A 15,163-nucleotide genomic window follows, 5' to 3' on the forward strand; every position below is an offset into this window, starting at 1 on the left:
GGCATCGCTGCCCGTTTTCTTCGTGTCCAAACGTTTTACGAACGCTTGTAGATGTCCTCGAAGCGCACGATGTCGTCCTCGCCGAGGTAGCTGCCGGACTGGACTTCGATGATGTGCAGCGGCAGTTTGCCCGGGTTCTCGAGGCGGTGGTTCATGCCGATCGGGATATAGGTCGACTCGTTTTCCGACAGCAGGGTCACCTTCTCGCCGCAAGTCACGCGTGCCGTGCCCGACACCACGACCCAGTGCTCGGCGCGGTGGTGGTGCATCTGCAGCGACAGCTTCTCGCCCGGCTTGACGGTGATGCGCTTGACCTGGAAACGGTCGCCTGCATCGATGCCCTCGTAGTGGCCCCACGGACGGTAGACCTTGGTGTGGTGCAGGTGCTCGGTGCGTTCCGTCAACTTCAGGTGATCGACCACCTGCTTGACGCGCTGCACCGCGCTCTTGTGCGCCACCAGCACGGCGTCGTTGGTCTCGACCACGACCACGTCTTCCAGGCCGACGACAGCCACGATGCGGCTTTCCGCGCGCACCAGCGAATTCTTGACGCCGTCCAGGTAGACGTCGCCGCGCATGGCGTTGCCGTTGGCGTCGTGCTGCTGCACTTCCCACAAGGCCGACCAGGAGCCGACATCGCTCCAGCCGATATCGGCCGGCACGACCACCGCGTTGGCGGTGTGCTCCATGACGGCGTAGTCGATCGAGTCCGACGGGCAGCTCGAAAACGCAGCGTCGTCGAGGCGGCAGAAATCGAGGTCGCTCGAGCCCGTCGTGACGGCGCGTTCGGACGCTTCGGCAATTGCCGGCGCGAACTTGGCCAGCTCGGTGAGATATTGCTCGGCCGCGAACATGAACATGCCGCTGTTCCAGTAGTAGCCACCATCGGCGACAAACGTTTCGGCGGTGGCCAGGTCCGGCTTCTCGACGAAACGTTCGACCTGGTAGCAGCCGTCGCTGGCCGGCAAGGCTGCGCCGCGGCGAATGTAACCGTAGCCGGTTTCCGGCGACTTCGGCACGATGCCGAAGGTCGCCAGGCCGCCGTCCTTGACCAGGGTGGCGGCGCGGGTGACGGCTTCCTTGAACGCTTCGGTGTCCGTGATGACGTGGTCAGCCGGCAGCACCAGCATGACCGCTTCCGGATCGATCGACTTCAGGAAATGAGCGGCGGCAGCCACGGCCGGCGCGGTATTCCGGCCGACCGGCTCGAGCAGGATCCCCAGCGGCGTGATACCGGCCGCGCGCAGCTGCTCGGCCACCATGAAACGGTGGTCGTTGCCGCATACGACGAGCGGTGCCATCAGGCCCGGCAGACCGGCCACGCGTAGGGCGGTGTCCTGCAGCATGGTCTTGTCGGCCACGATCGGCAGCAACTGCTTCGGCAGCACGGCGCGTGACAGCGGCCACAGGCGGGTGCCGGCGCCGCCGGAGAGGATCACTGGATAAATTTTCATGCGTTCACTTTCTATCAACTATTACTTTTCTGGCCGGCGTTTTCTTTACGGCTGCTGCGGCGGCGATCGCGTGCATTCAGCCATTCCTCGGAACTGTATTCGGACGCGTGCTTCATTTCTCCGGCGCGATCGACACTATATTCTTTAAACACAATCATTTCGTTGAGCGTTACATCGTCCAACACGCGAGTATATTCAAACAGGACACTACGGACAACCTCGGCACCCTCGCAGATGTGGCTGCCGTGGCCGATCCACGTCGGTCCGACGATGTGCACGCCCGCTTCGATGCGCACGCCCGAGCCGATATAGACCGGGCCTTCAATGGTCGTGCCGTTCCAGTCGATGCTGGTATTGAGGCCCACCCACAGGCCCGGTTCGATCTGGGTGCCGGGGACGACCATGTGGGCGACTTCGCCGGTCAGCACGGTTTGCAGCACTTCCCAGTAGTCGGACATGGTGCCGATGTCGAGCCAGTTGAACGGGCGGCCCTGGGCGTAGAACGGCAGGCCGCGCTCGGCCAGCAACGGGAACAGTTCCGAGCCGATGTCGAAGCTCACCCCCGACGGAATCAGGTCGATCACTTCCGGTTCGAAGATATAGATACCGGTGCTGATGAAGTTCGACTTCGCGTCGTCCTGGCTCGGCTTTTCCTGGAATTCAGTGATGCGGCCTTCCTCGTCGGTGACGACGACGCCATACGACGACACCTTGTCCCACGGCACTTCCTTGGTGATGACCGTCGCCATCGCACCCTTGCGGCGGTGTTCGAGCAGGGCCGCCTTCAGGTCGAGGTCGATCAGCGCATCGCCGCACATGACGATCGTCGTGTCGTCGAAGAACTGGCCGAATTCCTGGATCTTCTTCATGCCGCCGGCCGAGCCGATCGGCTCGGGCACGATGGTGCCGTCGTCGGTGGTATAGCCTTCGAACGAATAGCCGATCTGGACGCCGAACTGCTCGCCCTCGCCGAAATACTCTTCGATCTTTTCATGCAGCCAGCTGACGTTGACCATGATTTCGGTCACGCCGTGCTTTTTCAGGTGTTCGACCAGGTAAGCCATCACTGGCTTGCCGAGCAGCGGAATCATCGGTTTCGGGAGGTCGTATGTGAGCGGGCGAACACGCGTGCCCTTGCCTGCCGCGAGAATCATTGCTTTCATTGAAGCGTCCTTATTCTGTGTGCTGTTGCGCTGTGTGGCTGTAATGGCTTGTCGGGATTGCGTCAGGTTTTTGCCGCTCAGGCCGTTCCGGCTGCCGTCTGGAAGCGCCAGGTGTCGGTGCACATCTGCGCGACGTCACGCGTGGCAACCCAGCCCAGTTCGTCGCGCGCGCGCGCCGGATCGGCGTAGCACTTGGCGATGTCGCCGGGCCGGCGGTCGACGATCTGGTAAGCGATCGGACGTCCGCTGGCCGCTTCGAATGCGCGCACCATTTCCAGCACGCTGTTGCCGTTGCCGGTGCCGAGGTTATAGGTCACCAGTCCCGGACCCTGTGCCAGCTTGTCCAGCGTCTTGACGTGGCCGATCGACAGGTCGACGACGTGGATGTAGTCGCGCATGCCGGTGCCGTCCGGGGTCGGGTAGTCGCCGCCATAGACCGACAGCTTCTCGCGTTGGCCCGTGGCGACCTGGGCGATGTAAGGCACCAGGTTGTTCGGAATGCCCGACGGCGACTCGCCGATCAAGCCGCTTTCGTGGGCGCCGACCGGGTTGAAGTAGCGCAGCAGCGCAATGCGCCAGTCGGGCTCGGCCTTGATGAGATCGCGCAGGATGTCTTCGATCATCAGCTTGCTGCGGCCGTAAGGATTCGTCGCCGACAGCGGGAAATCTTCGGTGATCGGGACCGAGGCCGGGTCGCCATACACCGTGGCCGACGAGCTGAACACGAGCGTCTTGACGCCGAACTTGGCCATCGTCTCGAACAGCACGACGCTGCCGGAGACATTGTTGTCGTAGTAGCGCAAGGGCTGCGCCACCGATTCGCCGACGGCCTTCAGGCCGGCGAAATGGATCACGGCATCGACCTTGTGGGCGGCAAAGGCCGCTTCCATGGCCGCACGGTCGCGGATGTCGGCTTCGACGAAGTCGAACGACTTGCCCGTGATGCGCTGCACCTGGTCCTGGACCGAGCGCCGGGCGTTCGAGAGATTATCGACCACGACCACGTCGTACCCGGCATTTTGCAACTCGACGACGGTGTGGGAACCAATGTAGCCCACGCCGCCCGTAACCAGAATCTTCATTGTCGTTACTCTCTTAAACATTAGTGCGCGCCTGTTTCGGCGCTCCAGAACGGTATTCGGTACCGCCCCCCTCTTATCCTGCGATTACTGCTTGCGCGTGTGCGCTAATTCCTGCGCCAACACTGCCACGATACGCTCGGCGGCCTTGCCATCCCACAGGTGCGGGCGGCGGCCCTGCTTGCCTTCGCCGCGCAGCACCTTGCGCGCCTCAGCCATGATTTTTTCAGGGTCGGTGCCGGCCAGCACGTTCGAACCTTCGTCCACCGTCACTGGCCGCTCCGTGTTTTCGCGGATGGTCACGCACGGCACGCCGAGCGCGGTCGTTTCTTCCTGCAGGCCGCCGGAATCGGTCAGCACCACCGCCGCGTCTTTCCAGAGGTTCAGGAAGGCCATGTAGGCTTGTGGGCCGGCCAGGGTCACGTTCGGGCCGAGGTCGATGCCGAATTTCTCGATATTGGCGCGGGTACGCGGGTGCACCGGGAAGATCAGCGGCAGTTCGCCCGCGATTTCCTTGAGCGCGCCGGCAATGCGGGCGAACATGACGGGATCGTCGACATTGCTCGGGCGGTGCATGGTAACGACGCCGTAGCGGCCGCCGTCTTTTTGCGCCGTGGCCTTGAAGGCGGCGGTCTCGAAGCCCGAGGTGTCGGCGCGGGTCAGCTTGTCGGCCTGGAACAGGACATTGTCGACCATCACGTGGCCGACGTAATGCACGGCGGAGTCCGCCTTGCCTTCGCGCCGCAGGTGCTCGACGGCGGCCGGCTCGGTGGCAAAGAACCAGTCCGAGATGCTGTCGGTAACCAGACGATTGATTTCCTCCGGCATCGACATGTCGCCGCTGCGCAGGCCGGCCTCGACGTGGGCGACCGGGATATTCATTTTTTTGGCGACGATCGAGCAGGCCAGCGTGGAATTGACGTCGCCGACGACCAGTACGGCGGCCGGACGCTCGGTCACGCAGAGCTCCTCGAAGCCGACCATGATCTTGGCAGTCTGCTGGGCATGGCTGCCGCCGCCGGCGGCCATGAAGACGTCAGGTTGCGGGATCCCAAGTTCCTCGAAGAACACGTCGTTCATGTCGCGGTCGTAGTGCTGACCGGTATGGATGATCTTGAACGACAGCGTCGATTGCGCCTGCAGGGCACGCACGATCGGTGCGATCTTCATGAAATTGGGCCTTGCGCCCGCGACCAGATAAATAAGCATATTGGACTGTCCTGAAACTATAGCAATTATGGAAATGAATTAGACAAACGTGATTGTAAACCTGCACTCCACCGGAACGGCGGACGATACCGTCGAGATACGCAACACGTCGCTCGGCTCCTTCGATTCGTAGCAGCGCGAATACCAGCCAAGCGGTGGATTCTCGGCGCCGCGCACGAGTTCAAGCTTGAGATCGGCCCCGCTGGCCTGCATCTGCAGTACGAAGCGCTTGCCGCGCACGTGCAGGCCGGCGCTGGTCAGGCGCACGTTCAGTTCCGGCGCGAAATGCCAGAACAACTCCAGCGGATGGGCCTTTTTCGCGGCCACTTCGTCGCGCACGACCAGGGTGCTGCTGGCGGCGTCGAAACGCACGCTGCGCAGGTGGCGCACCGGGTCAGACAGGCGCGCATAGCCGTCGTGCGAACCGCGGAAGTCGAACTCCTGGGGCGAGGCCGGCATGCGCTCGATGCTGGCGCGCGCCTTGCGCAGCCACATGAAACGCCCGCCCGAGACCGACTGGTCGCGCCCGTCCACGCGCACCGTGTTGTGGGCCGAGGTGCCGCGGAAATAATCGCGCCACTTCTGTTCCTGCCAGTACGAGTAGGTGCCGGGATCGACCAGCACCTGCTCGCCCGCCACCGACAGCGTCATCGACAGGGCATCGGCGTGGCCATGGGCGGCGATACCGAGGTAGCCGAGCGGGCCGCAATCGAGCATGCCCTTGATCTCGTTTTCCTCGCCGAAGTGCGCGCCGAACAGCAGGTAGCCGCCGTCCGGGAAGGCCCAGCCAGTGTCGGACTCGTGGGGATCGGCGTCGGGGCGCTTGCCCGGGAGTGCATGCAGCAGCCAGCGCACGCCCGGGTGATCGGGCGGCTGGGCGCCGAACACGGTCTCGCCGAGCGCCAGCAACTGGGCCGCGCGGTCGCTGCCGGCGGCGTCCAACCGGAATACACTGCCGTCGTCGCTGTCGCCCACCATCGGCACGTGACCGCCAACGTCGCGTACCGAGCGCAGGAAACGCAGCGCGCGCTGCAGCACGCTCCAGTAAGTGCGCGAAAACGCGACATCGCAGGCCTGGCCGACCAGGCCGGCGACAAATAAAAACTCGGCCGCGAACACGTGGTAGCCGAAGGCTTGCTCGCGGTTCACGCCGTCGAGCGAATACTGGGAGCGCGCCTGCTGCTCGAGTTCGCGCCGCGCCTGCTCCATCCAGGCGCCGGACGCCTTCCAGCAGGGCCAGACCGAGGCGGCGACAAACAAGCCCGACAGCTCGCCGATCAGGTGGTTGTTGGCCGAGGAATGGCGCGACAGGTTGCGCGAGATGGTGCGGCAATGGGCATGGATGCTGTCTAACCAATCGGCGCGCAGGCGCTGCCCGGACTCGCCGGCAAACAGCGTGCTCGCCTCGCCGCCCACCAGTTGCCACAGGAGCGCCCAGTTGATCAGGCGGATGCCCAGCTCCATCGGGCTGGTCCAGTTCGGGCCAGTCAACGGTGGACACTGGTCGAGCCAGCTGCGCAGCTGCTGCTCGAGCGCATGCAGCCAGCGCACGTCGCCGCTGACGCTCCAGGCCTGGGCCAGGCGCACCAGGTGCAGGTGGCGGTTCAGCTCCCAGACATGCTTGATGTCGCCGACCAGCTCGGGATTGTCGATGGCGATGTCGCCGGAAAAAACGGACGGGCCGGTGACGCCGCTGTCAGGATCGCGGTTCCAGACGGTCGGCACGCCGACGTCGAAACTGCGGTCGGCGAACAGCACGACGTGGCCGGCGCAGATGCGGTCGGCCTCTGCCAGCAGGGCGTCGATTTGAAGCGGGCCCAGGGCGGGTGCGCCATGCACATGGAAGGTGCGTGCCCCCGGCAGCGGCGCGGGCGCGGCGCGCGAGGCGGCCCCACGGGCCATTTTCGTGCGTGCCATCCGGCGCACACGGTAGCCGATTTCGGCCACCGACATGCAGCGCAGACGATTCATCCACCACACCATGCGTACTGTTGCGTTCATCGAATCCCCGCCAAATCGTTGTAGATCGCAGCCAAGCGGCCACATACCGCTTCTGTAAATAGTGTTGCGCCGCGCGCGCGCGCAAATCTGATGTCAGAAGAAAGATTCACCAGTCTTGATAAAGGCACAATATTTCGATCATACATCAACAGTTGCGCCTTCCGCGCACGGTTCGGCCGCGAGAACAGTCATTCGAATGTGTGGGTTTTCGAGCAGGGCGCAATCGCAGACAGCTTCGGGCACTTGGCCCGAAGCGACCATCGGAGGTTTAAGCGGCGCCGCGCGAACGCGCCTCGATCTTTTCCCAACGCTCGAGGGCGTCGAGCAGCAGGTCGTCGATCTCGGCGTAGCGAGCGTTGATGCGGCGCGCGTCGGCCGGGTTGGTCTTGTAGAAGTCCGGTCCGTTGAGCTGGGCGGTGATGGCCGACTGCTCGTCCTCGAGCGAGGCGATGAGTTTCGGCAGTTCGTCCAGTTCGCGCTGCTCCTTGTAGCTGAGCTTGACCTTCTTCGCGACGTCGGCGGCAGGCGCCTCGGCGGCCTTCGCCGGCGCGGCCTTGGCCACGGCGGCCGTTTGCTGGGGTGCGAGCGCCTTGACGCGTTCCCAGTCGCTGTAGCCGCCAACGAATTCGCGCCACATGCCTTCTCCTTCGGCGACGATGACCTGGGTCACGACGTTGTCGAGGAAGGTGCGGTCGTGGCTGACGAGGAAGACGGTACCGGTGTATTCCTCGAGCAGCTCTTCGAGCAGTTCGAGGGTGTCGATATCGAGGTCGTTGGTCGGCTCGTCGAGCACCAGGCAGTTGGCCGGCTTGGCGAACAGGCGTGCCAGCAGCAGGCGGTTGCGCTCCCCGCCCGAGAGCGACTTGACCGGCGAACGGGCACGTTCGGGTGCGAACAGGAAGTCGTTCAGGTAAGTCATCACGTGTTTGCGCTGGCCATTGACTTCGACCCAGTCACTGCCCGGTGCGATGGTGTCGGCCAGGCTCGCCTCTTCGTTGAGCTGGGTGCGCATCTGGTCGAAATACGCAACATTGAGCTTGGTGCCCAGGCGCGTGGTGCCGCTGTCGGCCTTTTCCTCGCCGAGGATGATCTTGAGCAGAGTAGTCTTGCCGGCGCCGTTCGCGCCGATCAGGCCGACTTTATCGCCGCGCAGGATGGTGCCGGTGAAGTTCGACACGATCACCTTCTCGCCGTATGACTTCGAGATGTTGTCGAGTTCGGCGACGATCTTGCCGGAACGCTCGCCCATGCCGACGTCGAGCTTGATCTGGCCTTGGGTGTCGCGGCGCGCGACGCGTTGGTCGCGCAGCGCTTCCAGGCGGCGCACGCGGCCTTCATCGCGCGTGCGGCGGGCCTGCACGCCCTTGCGGATCCAGATTTCTTCCTGGGCCAGGAATTTGTCGAACTTGGCGTTTTCGACTTCTTCGTTGGCGAGCAGTTCGCTCTTGCGCTCCTGGTAGGTGGTGAAGTTGCCTGGGAACGAAAGCAAGCGGCCGCGGTCGAGTTCGACGATGCGCGTGGCGACATTGTCGAGGAAGCTGCGGTCGTGGGTGATGAACAGGACCGAGCCGCGGAAGTCGCGCAGCAAGCCTTCGAGCCACAGGATCGACTTGAAGTCGAGGTGGTTGGTCGGCTCGTCGAGCAGCAACACGTCGGGCGCCGACACCAGCGCCACGGCCAGCGCGACGCGTTTCTGCATACCACCGGAGAGCGTGCCCATCTTCGCTTCGCGGTTCAGGCCCAGGCGGTCCAGCGTGGTGTCGACCTTGTTGTTGAGGTTCCAGCCATCGGTCGCGTCGAGCTTGACCTGCAAGTCGTGCATGCGCTCCATCAGCGCGTCGTCGTCGCCCTGGCCGAACTGGCCGGTCAAGGCTTCATATTCGGCCAGCATGCCTTGCAGCGCGCCCATACCGGCGGCAACGGCATCAAACACAGTCGACTCGGCGTCGAACGTCGGCTCCTGCTCGACATAGGCGATTTTGATACCCTGCTGCATGACGAGCAGGCCATCGTCGAGCTTGAAGCGTCCGGCAATGGTTTTCAGCAGCGACGACTTGCCGGTGCCGTTACGACCGATTAAACCGACGCGCTCGCCGGTTTCGAGGGAAAAGTCCGCGTGGTCGAGCAGCGCGACGTGACCGAACGCGAGTTGCGCGGACGAGAGGGAAATGACAGCCATGATCTATGAGCAGGCCGCCCGCGCCCGTCCATAAGAGGTCTCGAAGAGGCGCGGTGCGGCGGAAAAGGTGAAAGAAGCCGCCATTGTACCGATTGCGGCGTCAACACTTCCAAATATCCGCCCCGTAACACAATGGATAGTGCACATGCCTGCTATCAAAAACGTGCGCAACGTCCTCTTCCTGCCCCGAACCGTCCTGCTGACCGTGTTCGTGCCCGGCAGGCGTGACTTCCCCGCCTGCCGCCGGAACCATTCCGGCGGCAGTGCCCGGCGTTGCCGACGGGCTCGCCACGGGTAGCGCAGTGCGCGCCGCAAGGGCGCCGGTTGCGAGCCCTTGTAAATTGATGGCCGCGTTGATGTCGCGGTCGTGCCGGACGCCGCAACTGCACGTCCACGCGCGTTCGGCCAGGGTCGGCGTACCCTTCTTCTGTCCGCACGCAGAGCACAGCTTGCTGGACGAATACCAGCGGTCGGCCAGCACGATCACCGTGCCGTAGCGGTGCGCTTTGTACTGCAGTTGGCGCCGGATCTCATGAAAGCCGACATCGGCAATGCTGCGCGCCAGGCGCGCATTGGCCAGGATTCCCTTAACGTGCAGATCCTCGATCGCCACCGCCTGGTTTTTACGGCACAGGCGTGTCGTGAGCTTGTGGATAAAATCCGCACGCAGCCGGGCGATCCGCGCATCCAGGCGCGCCAGGCGCCGCGCGCCCTTGACCTGGTTGGCAGAGTGCGGCAAGCGTCTGCCCCTTGGGAAACTGCCGGAAATTCCGGCGGCGGCCTTTGCCGCCTGCACCTTCCTCGACTGGCGGCCCGAAAGTATGCGCAAGCGCCGCAGTGCCGAGCGCAGCGGGCGTGGCGCTGCGATCTTCTCGCCCCTGCTCAGCGTGGCCGCTGCCAACACGCCGAGGTCGACGCCGACGACGCCCGTGCGCCGCCGCTGGGCGACCCCATCGGGCAGCTCGACCTGGATGGCCAGGAACCAGTGATCGGCCTCGCGTAAATCGGGTCCAGGCTTTTCCAAGGTGTGCGAACGGTTGCGCATGCGCGTCGCGGTGGATCGTTCGCAGCCAGAACAGGCCGTCGGTGGCAAGCCAGTCGGGATGGGCGTACTTGATGGCATTAAACTGTTTTTTCAGCGCCATCGCGTCGGCTCGCAGGCCTGCGGCGATCTGGCGTTGCAACTTGGCCAACGCCCAGTTCCAGACCCGGCGTGCGGTCCCAGCCGCGCGTGCGAAGTAGTCGCACTGTGCGGGGGTAGCGTCGAGGCGAATGCTATGGTCCAGCAACATGGAATGCATCCTGCTTGAGCATCTTGACCGGTACACCCAGCCAGTCTGTCAAAGATTTCCCCAAAATTTGTGCCGAATTCTATAGATATCGGTTTCCGGGCGAGCAGATGGCGAAAGGAAGAAATACACGGAATTTTTGAGGCAGGATGCGAACAAGTGGTATCGCCAGCGGGAATCGAACCCACATCTAAGTCTTAGGAGGACCTTGTACTATCCATTGTACGATGGCGACACACGAATCTTAAATTATACAGGGATGGCAATTATCGTGGGAAACGCGGGCACGTCGAGGAGTTGCGCAGATGGCGCGTACCAGCTCCCAGGACAACGGGTGTAAGTAGGTTAGTGATGCAGGCGTTGACACTATCCATTTGGCACATGAGGCTAATTCGGCGCCGTAGTGCGTTGCATGCGTGCCTGCCGTTGAACTGACTGTCCGCAGGGTTGCCGAACCGTTCGCGCCCGCTCCAACATCACACAAATTCACACCTGAACGCCTCGGCAAGCGCAGTCACGCATCACACATTCTCACCCTGTGCCAAATCAACCACGACCGGACGCGGGCGCCCCTGCCAATGGACTACTTTTTATTAAAATGTTGCCAATACGAATATATACTTTAGGACATTTCCATTAATAATTAATTACATGAAAACAACTTTTGGGAGCGTCCTGCGCGCTCCGTTTGGGGCAGTAGCGCTGGCGTGCGCACTGCTGGCCGGTTGCGGCGGCGGTGGTGGTGGTGGCGACACGGCAACGCCGGCGCCGCCTGTTTCCCAGAACCGTGCGCCGGCGGCAGGACTGCAGCTTTCCGGCGTCCTGGTATCGGCAGCCGGCAGCGCCGATGCCGGGACCTTCATGGGATCGGACGTGAAGTTCGATGCCAGCGGCAGCAGCGATCCGGATGGCGACACCCTCTCCTTCAACTGGACACTCGTCTCCAAGCCGAACGGCAGCAGCGTGACGATCCAGAACACGAGCAACCAGCTGGTCGTCAAACCCGATATTGCCGGCACCTATGTCGTCAGCGTACGGATCAGTGACGGCAAGGGCGCCATGGTGGACAAGCAGGCGTCGATCGTCGTATCCGCCAACGCAGCGCCAGTCGGCTCGGTTGCCGTCAGCGCCCGCTACGCCGCTGTGCCCAGTGTCGCGCCTGTCATCACCGTGACCGTTGGCGCGACGCTCCTGCTCGACAGCACCAACACCCGCGACGCCGACGGCGATCCGGTCACGACCTCCTGGGACGTGATTGAAAGTCCGGCCGGCAGCCGGGCCAGCCTGATTATCGATGGCAAGACCGCGCGCCTGAGCACGGACGTGGCCGGCGTCTACAAGGTGCGTGCGCGCGCCACCGATCCACTCGGCGCCTATAGCGAAGCTGTGTACCCGTTCGAAGCGGTTGGCACCGCCCCAACGGTGGTGGCGGTGGCCTCAATCGACAACGGTCCTGTCAACGCCGGCGGCACCACCATCAACGGCACCACCGGCTACAGGATTTCCCTCAGCGGCGCCGGCAGCAGCAATCCGGATGGACTCGCGCTGTCCTACGCCTGGACGCTGGTATCGAAGCCGGCCGCCAGCGCTGCCGTGCTCGACAGCGCGACCGGTGCCTTCTCGCAGCTGACTCCCGACGTGCTCGGCGACTATGTCGTGCGCATGGTGGCAACGGCACCATCCGGCGTCGCCAGTAGCTACACCACCACGGTATCGGTGAAAAACCGCCGTCCGCAGGCTGCGATCGGGACGAATGCGGTCCCGGTCGCCCTGCCGAGCGGTCCGACCTTGCGCCTGCCCGCGAACACGCTCGTGACCCTGCGCGGCACCACCAGCAGCGACGCCGACGGCGACGCGCTCACCTATGCGTGGACCCTGCAATCGAAACCGGTGGGCAGCGCCGCCAGCCTGTCTGCATCGAACCTGTCGACCGTCCAGCTGACTACGGACCAGAGCGGCTCGTATGTCGTCGTCCTGCGTGTGACCGATACGACGGGCGCCTACTCCGAGCAGACCCTGATCGTTGCCAGCGGCAACGCCGCACCGGTGGCGGTCGTCGACAAGAGCCGCATGTCGGTACTCGCCGCCACCGCGATCGCGGCAAGTGCGAACTACAGCTACGACGACGATGGCGACTCGCTCAGCTACAGCTGGGCGCTCGACGCCAAGCCGGCTGCCTCGACTGCCACGATCAGCTCGTCAAGCGCACAACTGGCCTTTACGCCCGACATCGCCGGCACCTACGTTGCCGCACTCACGGTGAGCGACGGCAAGGCCAGCAGCACCGCCTACGTCACCATCAAGGCGCTGTCTGCAGTCACGACCACGACCACCCTGCCGTTCACGCCGCTCATCACGCGCTATAGCCGCGGCCTGGACCGCCTGGTGGCGATATCGGCCGTACCGAACCTGCTGAGCGTTGTCGATCCCTACACTGGCACGCTGCGCCAGGTTCCCTTGCCGGCCGCGGTCAAGTCCCTGTCGCTCAGCCCGGACGGCAAACTGGCGGCGGTGTTGCACGAAGGCGTGGTCAGTCTGGTCGACCTCGACAACGCCGCGCTGCTGCGTTCGAGCTCGACGGGCGGCACGCAGACCGAGGCGTTCGTGACCAATGCCGGATTTGTGTATTTGATCGGCTATAGCGGCAGCTGGTCGCCGGGCCCGCTTGTCGTCGTGGTGAACGGCAAAACCGGGGAGGATGTCAGTTCCACGCACAATCTGACCGCAAATAATTACTACTCCACCGGCAATGCGCGCGGTATCTACTCGGGCGTTACGCGCAAGGCGTTCTGGGCCGGCGACTATTCCTCTGAACTGAACTACTTCTCGCTCGACGCCGGCGGCGTGGTAACGACGATCGAACGGGGGCCGTATTACTACAGCAATACTGCCCCCGCGCCACTGTTCCTGAGCGCGAACGAAAACCTGATCTTCACCGGCAACGGCAGCTATTTCCGCACCGACACTCTAGCCTATGTCGGCACGCTGAACCTGCCCGGCATCGTCGCGCTCAGCCATTCGGCGGTCAACGACGAGGCCATCGCTGTCGCGTCCACCAGGACCTATGATTGGGTGGGAAGTAATTACATGCTCATCCATACCTACGCGTCTAGCTACCACCGTTATACGGGACCCCTGTTCTTTGCAGATGCCAACATCGCGCTGCCCGTCATCGGCGGCAACCAGAGTTATGGCCTATCGATCTTCCACAGCGCGAACGATAACCATGTCGCCCTGGTGCAAACCGGTGGCGCAGCCTCCAACTCGTCGGGCCTGAAGTACTACCTCGTCCTCACCCGCTGAACCGGCGGCGCGGCTTCCCGCCGCGCCCTTCTCCCCGCCCGGGCCGCTCGATGGGCCCGGGTGTGCGGAGCCCTTCCCTCCATCCGCGCTATCATCCTCGCTCCTGAGCCTGCCTGGAGCGTGCGATGTTCGAGTTCATTACCGAGTTCCTGGAAAAGAGCGGCTACCTGGGCGTGTTCGCGCTGATGGCGCTGGAAAATATCTTTCCACCGATTCCCTCGGAAATGATCATGCCCTTCGCCGGCTTCGTCGTCGCGCGCGGCAACCTGAACCTCGTTGGCGTGCTGCTGGCCGGCACGGCCGGTTCGGTGGCCGGCGCCCTGCCCTGGTATTACGCCGCGCGGGTATATGGCTGCGCACGCCTCAAGCACCTGGCCGGACGCCATGCGCACTGGCTGACGGTGAGTGCCGAGGATATCGACACGGCGGTTGGGGCATTCACAAAACATGGGCGCAAGGCGGTGTTGTTCGGGCGCCTGATTCCCGCCGTACGCACGCTGATTTCGGTTCCCGCGGGTCTCGGCAATATGTCGCTCGGACAGTTCCTGCTGTATTCGAGCATTGGCTCGCTGGCCTGGACCGGTTTGCTGACGGCGGCCGGTTTCCTGCTCGAGAATAACTACAAGGACGTGGCGAAGTATGTCGATCCAGTCTCGAAGACCGTCCTCGGCGCCATGCTGGCCTGGTACCTGTACCGCGTGATCACCTGGCGCAAGCCGGCCACGGCCGACAGCCGGGAGACGGAGCACGAAACGAACTGAGCAACATTCAGGGCCGGTTGAATTCCCTCTCGAGAGAGGCGGCCTGCTGCGCAACCGCCGCGCGCGCGGCCAGCAGCGCCTGCGCAACGGCCGCTGCGTGGGGAGCCGCTTCGGCGCGCGCCAGATCCGTTGCCGCATGGCGCAAACCAAGCATGACGCAGCCTTCGCACAGGCGCCGCAAGCGCTCGAGCACCGAGCGCGTGTCGCCCTGCGCCAAGGCTGCCTCGATGGCCGTTTCGGCATCGAGCAACTGCCGCTCCAGGCCGCCCAGGTAGAGCGCCAGGCGCGTGCTGTCGACGCCGAGCCGCTGGGCGCAGGCCGCCGGCCCTTCGTCCGGTTCGAGTGCCAGCAGGTGCGGACGCAAGCCCTCGATCCGGAACGGCTTGATCACATAGCCGTTCGCGCCCAGCGCCTCGGCTTCACCGATGGTCTCCCCATCGTTCGCCGCCGATACCAGCACGAACGGCAGTGTGGCCATTCCGGGCTGGCTGCGCACCCGCGCCAGCAACTCGGTGCCCGACAGGCAGGGCATGCGCAGGTCGCAAAAGACGATGGCCGGACGCAGCCCGGCTTGCAGCTGGCGCCAGGCGTCGGCGCCATCCTCGGCTTCCAGGATTTCGTATTTTCCGCAGTTGTCGACCAGATGCATCAGCATCATGCGCGACACCACATCGTCATCCACCACCAGCACCTTCATTGCCGCCCCTGGAATTTAGTTGCCATAA

The 15,163-nt window shown here is 63.8% G+C and carries 10 protein-coding genes, 1 tRNA gene and 1 pseudogene; 2 read left to right on the top strand and 10 right to left on the bottom strand.

Annotated features, from left to right (window positions below):
* Positions 1–35: 35 nt before the first annotated feature.
* The 9 genes and pseudogenes from ACHAC9_RS16485 to ACHAC9_RS16525 all read right to left on the bottom strand — a co-directional run bounded on the left by ACHAC9_RS16485 (position 36) and on the right by ACHAC9_RS16525 (position 10,609).
* Positions 36–1,454, bottom strand: a complete 1,419-nt coding sequence (locus tag ACHAC9_RS16485) for a mannose-1-phosphate guanylyltransferase/mannose-6-phosphate isomerase (protein ID WP_435761301.1) — start codon at positions 1,452–1,454, stop codon at positions 36–38.
* A gap of 14 nt (positions 1,455–1,468) precedes the next feature.
* Positions 1,469–2,617: a sugar phosphate nucleotidyltransferase gene (locus ACHAC9_RS16490; RefSeq protein ID WP_435761303.1), complete on the bottom strand. Its 1,149-nt coding sequence runs from the start codon at positions 2,615–2,617 to the stop codon at positions 1,469–1,471.
* A gap of 77 nt (positions 2,618–2,694) precedes the next feature.
* Positions 2,695–3,699 carry a UDP-glucose 4-epimerase GalE gene (gene galE / locus ACHAC9_RS16495; protein ID WP_435761305.1) on the bottom strand — a complete coding sequence of 335 codons (1,005 nt, stop codon included), beginning with the start codon at positions 3,697–3,699 and terminating at the stop codon, positions 2,695–2,697.
* Between the two features lie 84 nt (positions 3,700–3,783).
* Positions 3,784–4,905 carry a non-hydrolyzing UDP-N-acetylglucosamine 2-epimerase gene (gene wecB, locus ACHAC9_RS16500; RefSeq protein WP_435761307.1) on the bottom strand — a complete coding sequence of 374 codons (1,122 nt, stop codon included), beginning with the start codon at positions 4,903–4,905 and terminating at the stop codon, positions 3,784–3,786.
* 39 nt (positions 4,906–4,944) lie between these two features.
* Entirely contained in the window at positions 4,945–6,906 is a 1,962-nt protein-coding gene (locus tag ACHAC9_RS16505) for an alginate lyase family protein (RefSeq protein WP_435761309.1), read from the bottom strand.
* A gap of 268 nt (positions 6,907–7,174) precedes the next feature.
* Positions 7,175–9,085 (bottom strand): ATP-binding cassette domain-containing protein, encoded by a 1,911-nt coding sequence (locus tag ACHAC9_RS16510; RefSeq protein ID WP_435761311.1) that lies wholly within the window; start codon positions 9,083–9,085, stop codon positions 7,175–7,177.
* A 100-nt stretch (positions 9,086–9,185) separates the two neighbouring features.
* Positions 9,186–10,130 carry an RNA-guided endonuclease InsQ/TnpB family protein gene (locus ACHAC9_RS16515; protein WP_435761313.1) on the bottom strand — a complete coding sequence of 315 codons (945 nt, stop codon included), beginning with the start codon at positions 10,128–10,130 and terminating at the stop codon, positions 9,186–9,188.
* 175 nt (positions 10,131–10,305) lie between these two features.
* Positions 10,306–10,386, bottom strand: a pseudogene (locus tag ACHAC9_RS16520) (hypothetical protein); the annotation flags it as partial.
* 148 nt (positions 10,387–10,534) lie between these two features.
* Positions 10,535–10,609: transfer RNA gene (locus ACHAC9_RS16525), tRNA-Arg, on the bottom strand.
* 416 nt (positions 10,610–11,025) lie between these two features.
* Here ACHAC9_RS16525 and ACHAC9_RS16530 point away from each other — a divergent pair.
* A complete protein-coding gene (locus ACHAC9_RS16530) occupies positions 11,026–13,677 on the top strand; it encodes a PKD domain-containing protein (protein ID WP_435761315.1) in 2,652 nt (883 codons plus the stop codon).
* 125 nt (positions 13,678–13,802) lie between these two features.
* The gene (locus tag ACHAC9_RS16535; protein WP_435761317.1) at positions 13,803–14,438 is read left to right on the top strand and encodes a DedA family protein; all 636 of its coding nucleotides are present in this window, start codon (positions 13,803–13,805) and stop codon (positions 14,436–14,438) included.
* Between the two features lie 7 nt (positions 14,439–14,445).
* On the opposite strand, the gene ACHAC9_RS16540 is transcribed toward ACHAC9_RS16535, so the two are convergent.
* Positions 14,446–15,135 (bottom strand): response regulator, encoded by a 690-nt coding sequence (locus tag ACHAC9_RS16540; RefSeq protein ID WP_435761319.1) that lies wholly within the window; start codon positions 15,133–15,135, stop codon positions 14,446–14,448.
* Positions 15,136–15,163: the final 28 nt, after the last annotated feature.

The organism is Massilia sp. CMS3.1, from assembly GCF_051262535.1.
GTDB lineage: Bacteria > Pseudomonadota > Gammaproteobacteria > Burkholderiales > Burkholderiaceae_D > Telluria.

Bases quoted from the DNA above. Each gene is read 5' to 3' on its own strand.
- wecB (WP_435761307.1), bottom strand. From the start codon at position 4,905: ATGCTTATTTATCTGGTCGCGGGCGCAAGGCCCAATTTCATGAAGATC.
- ACHAC9_RS16540 (WP_435761319.1), bottom strand. From the start codon at position 15,135: ATGAAGGTGCTGGTGGTGGATGACGATGTGGTGTCGCGCATGATGCTG.
- ACHAC9_RS16505 (WP_435761309.1), bottom strand. From the start codon at position 6,906: ATGAACGCAACAGTACGCATGGTGTGGTGGATGAATCGTCTGCGCTGC.
- ACHAC9_RS16510 (WP_435761311.1), bottom strand. From the start codon at position 9,085: ATGGCTGTCATTTCCCTCTCGTCCGCGCAACTCGCGTTCGGTCACGTC.
- galE (WP_435761305.1), bottom strand. From the start codon at position 3,699: ATGAAGATTCTGGTTACGGGCGGCGTGGGCTACATTGGTTCCCACACC.
- ACHAC9_RS16530 (WP_435761315.1), top strand. From the start codon at position 11,026: ATGAAAACAACTTTTGGGAGCGTCCTGCGCGCTCCGTTTGGGGCAGTA.
- ACHAC9_RS16490 (WP_435761303.1), bottom strand. From the start codon at position 2,617: ATGAAAGCAATGATTCTCGCGGCAGGCAAGGGCACGCGTGTTCGCCCG.
- ACHAC9_RS16485 (WP_435761301.1), bottom strand. From the start codon at position 1,454: ATGAAAATTTATCCAGTGATCCTCTCCGGCGGCGCCGGCACCCGCCTG.
- ACHAC9_RS16515 (WP_435761313.1), bottom strand. From the start codon at position 10,130: ATGCGCAACCGTTCGCACACCTTGGAAAAGCCTGGACCCGATTTACGC.
- ACHAC9_RS16535 (WP_435761317.1), top strand. From the start codon at position 13,803: ATGTTCGAGTTCATTACCGAGTTCCTGGAAAAGAGCGGCTACCTGGGC.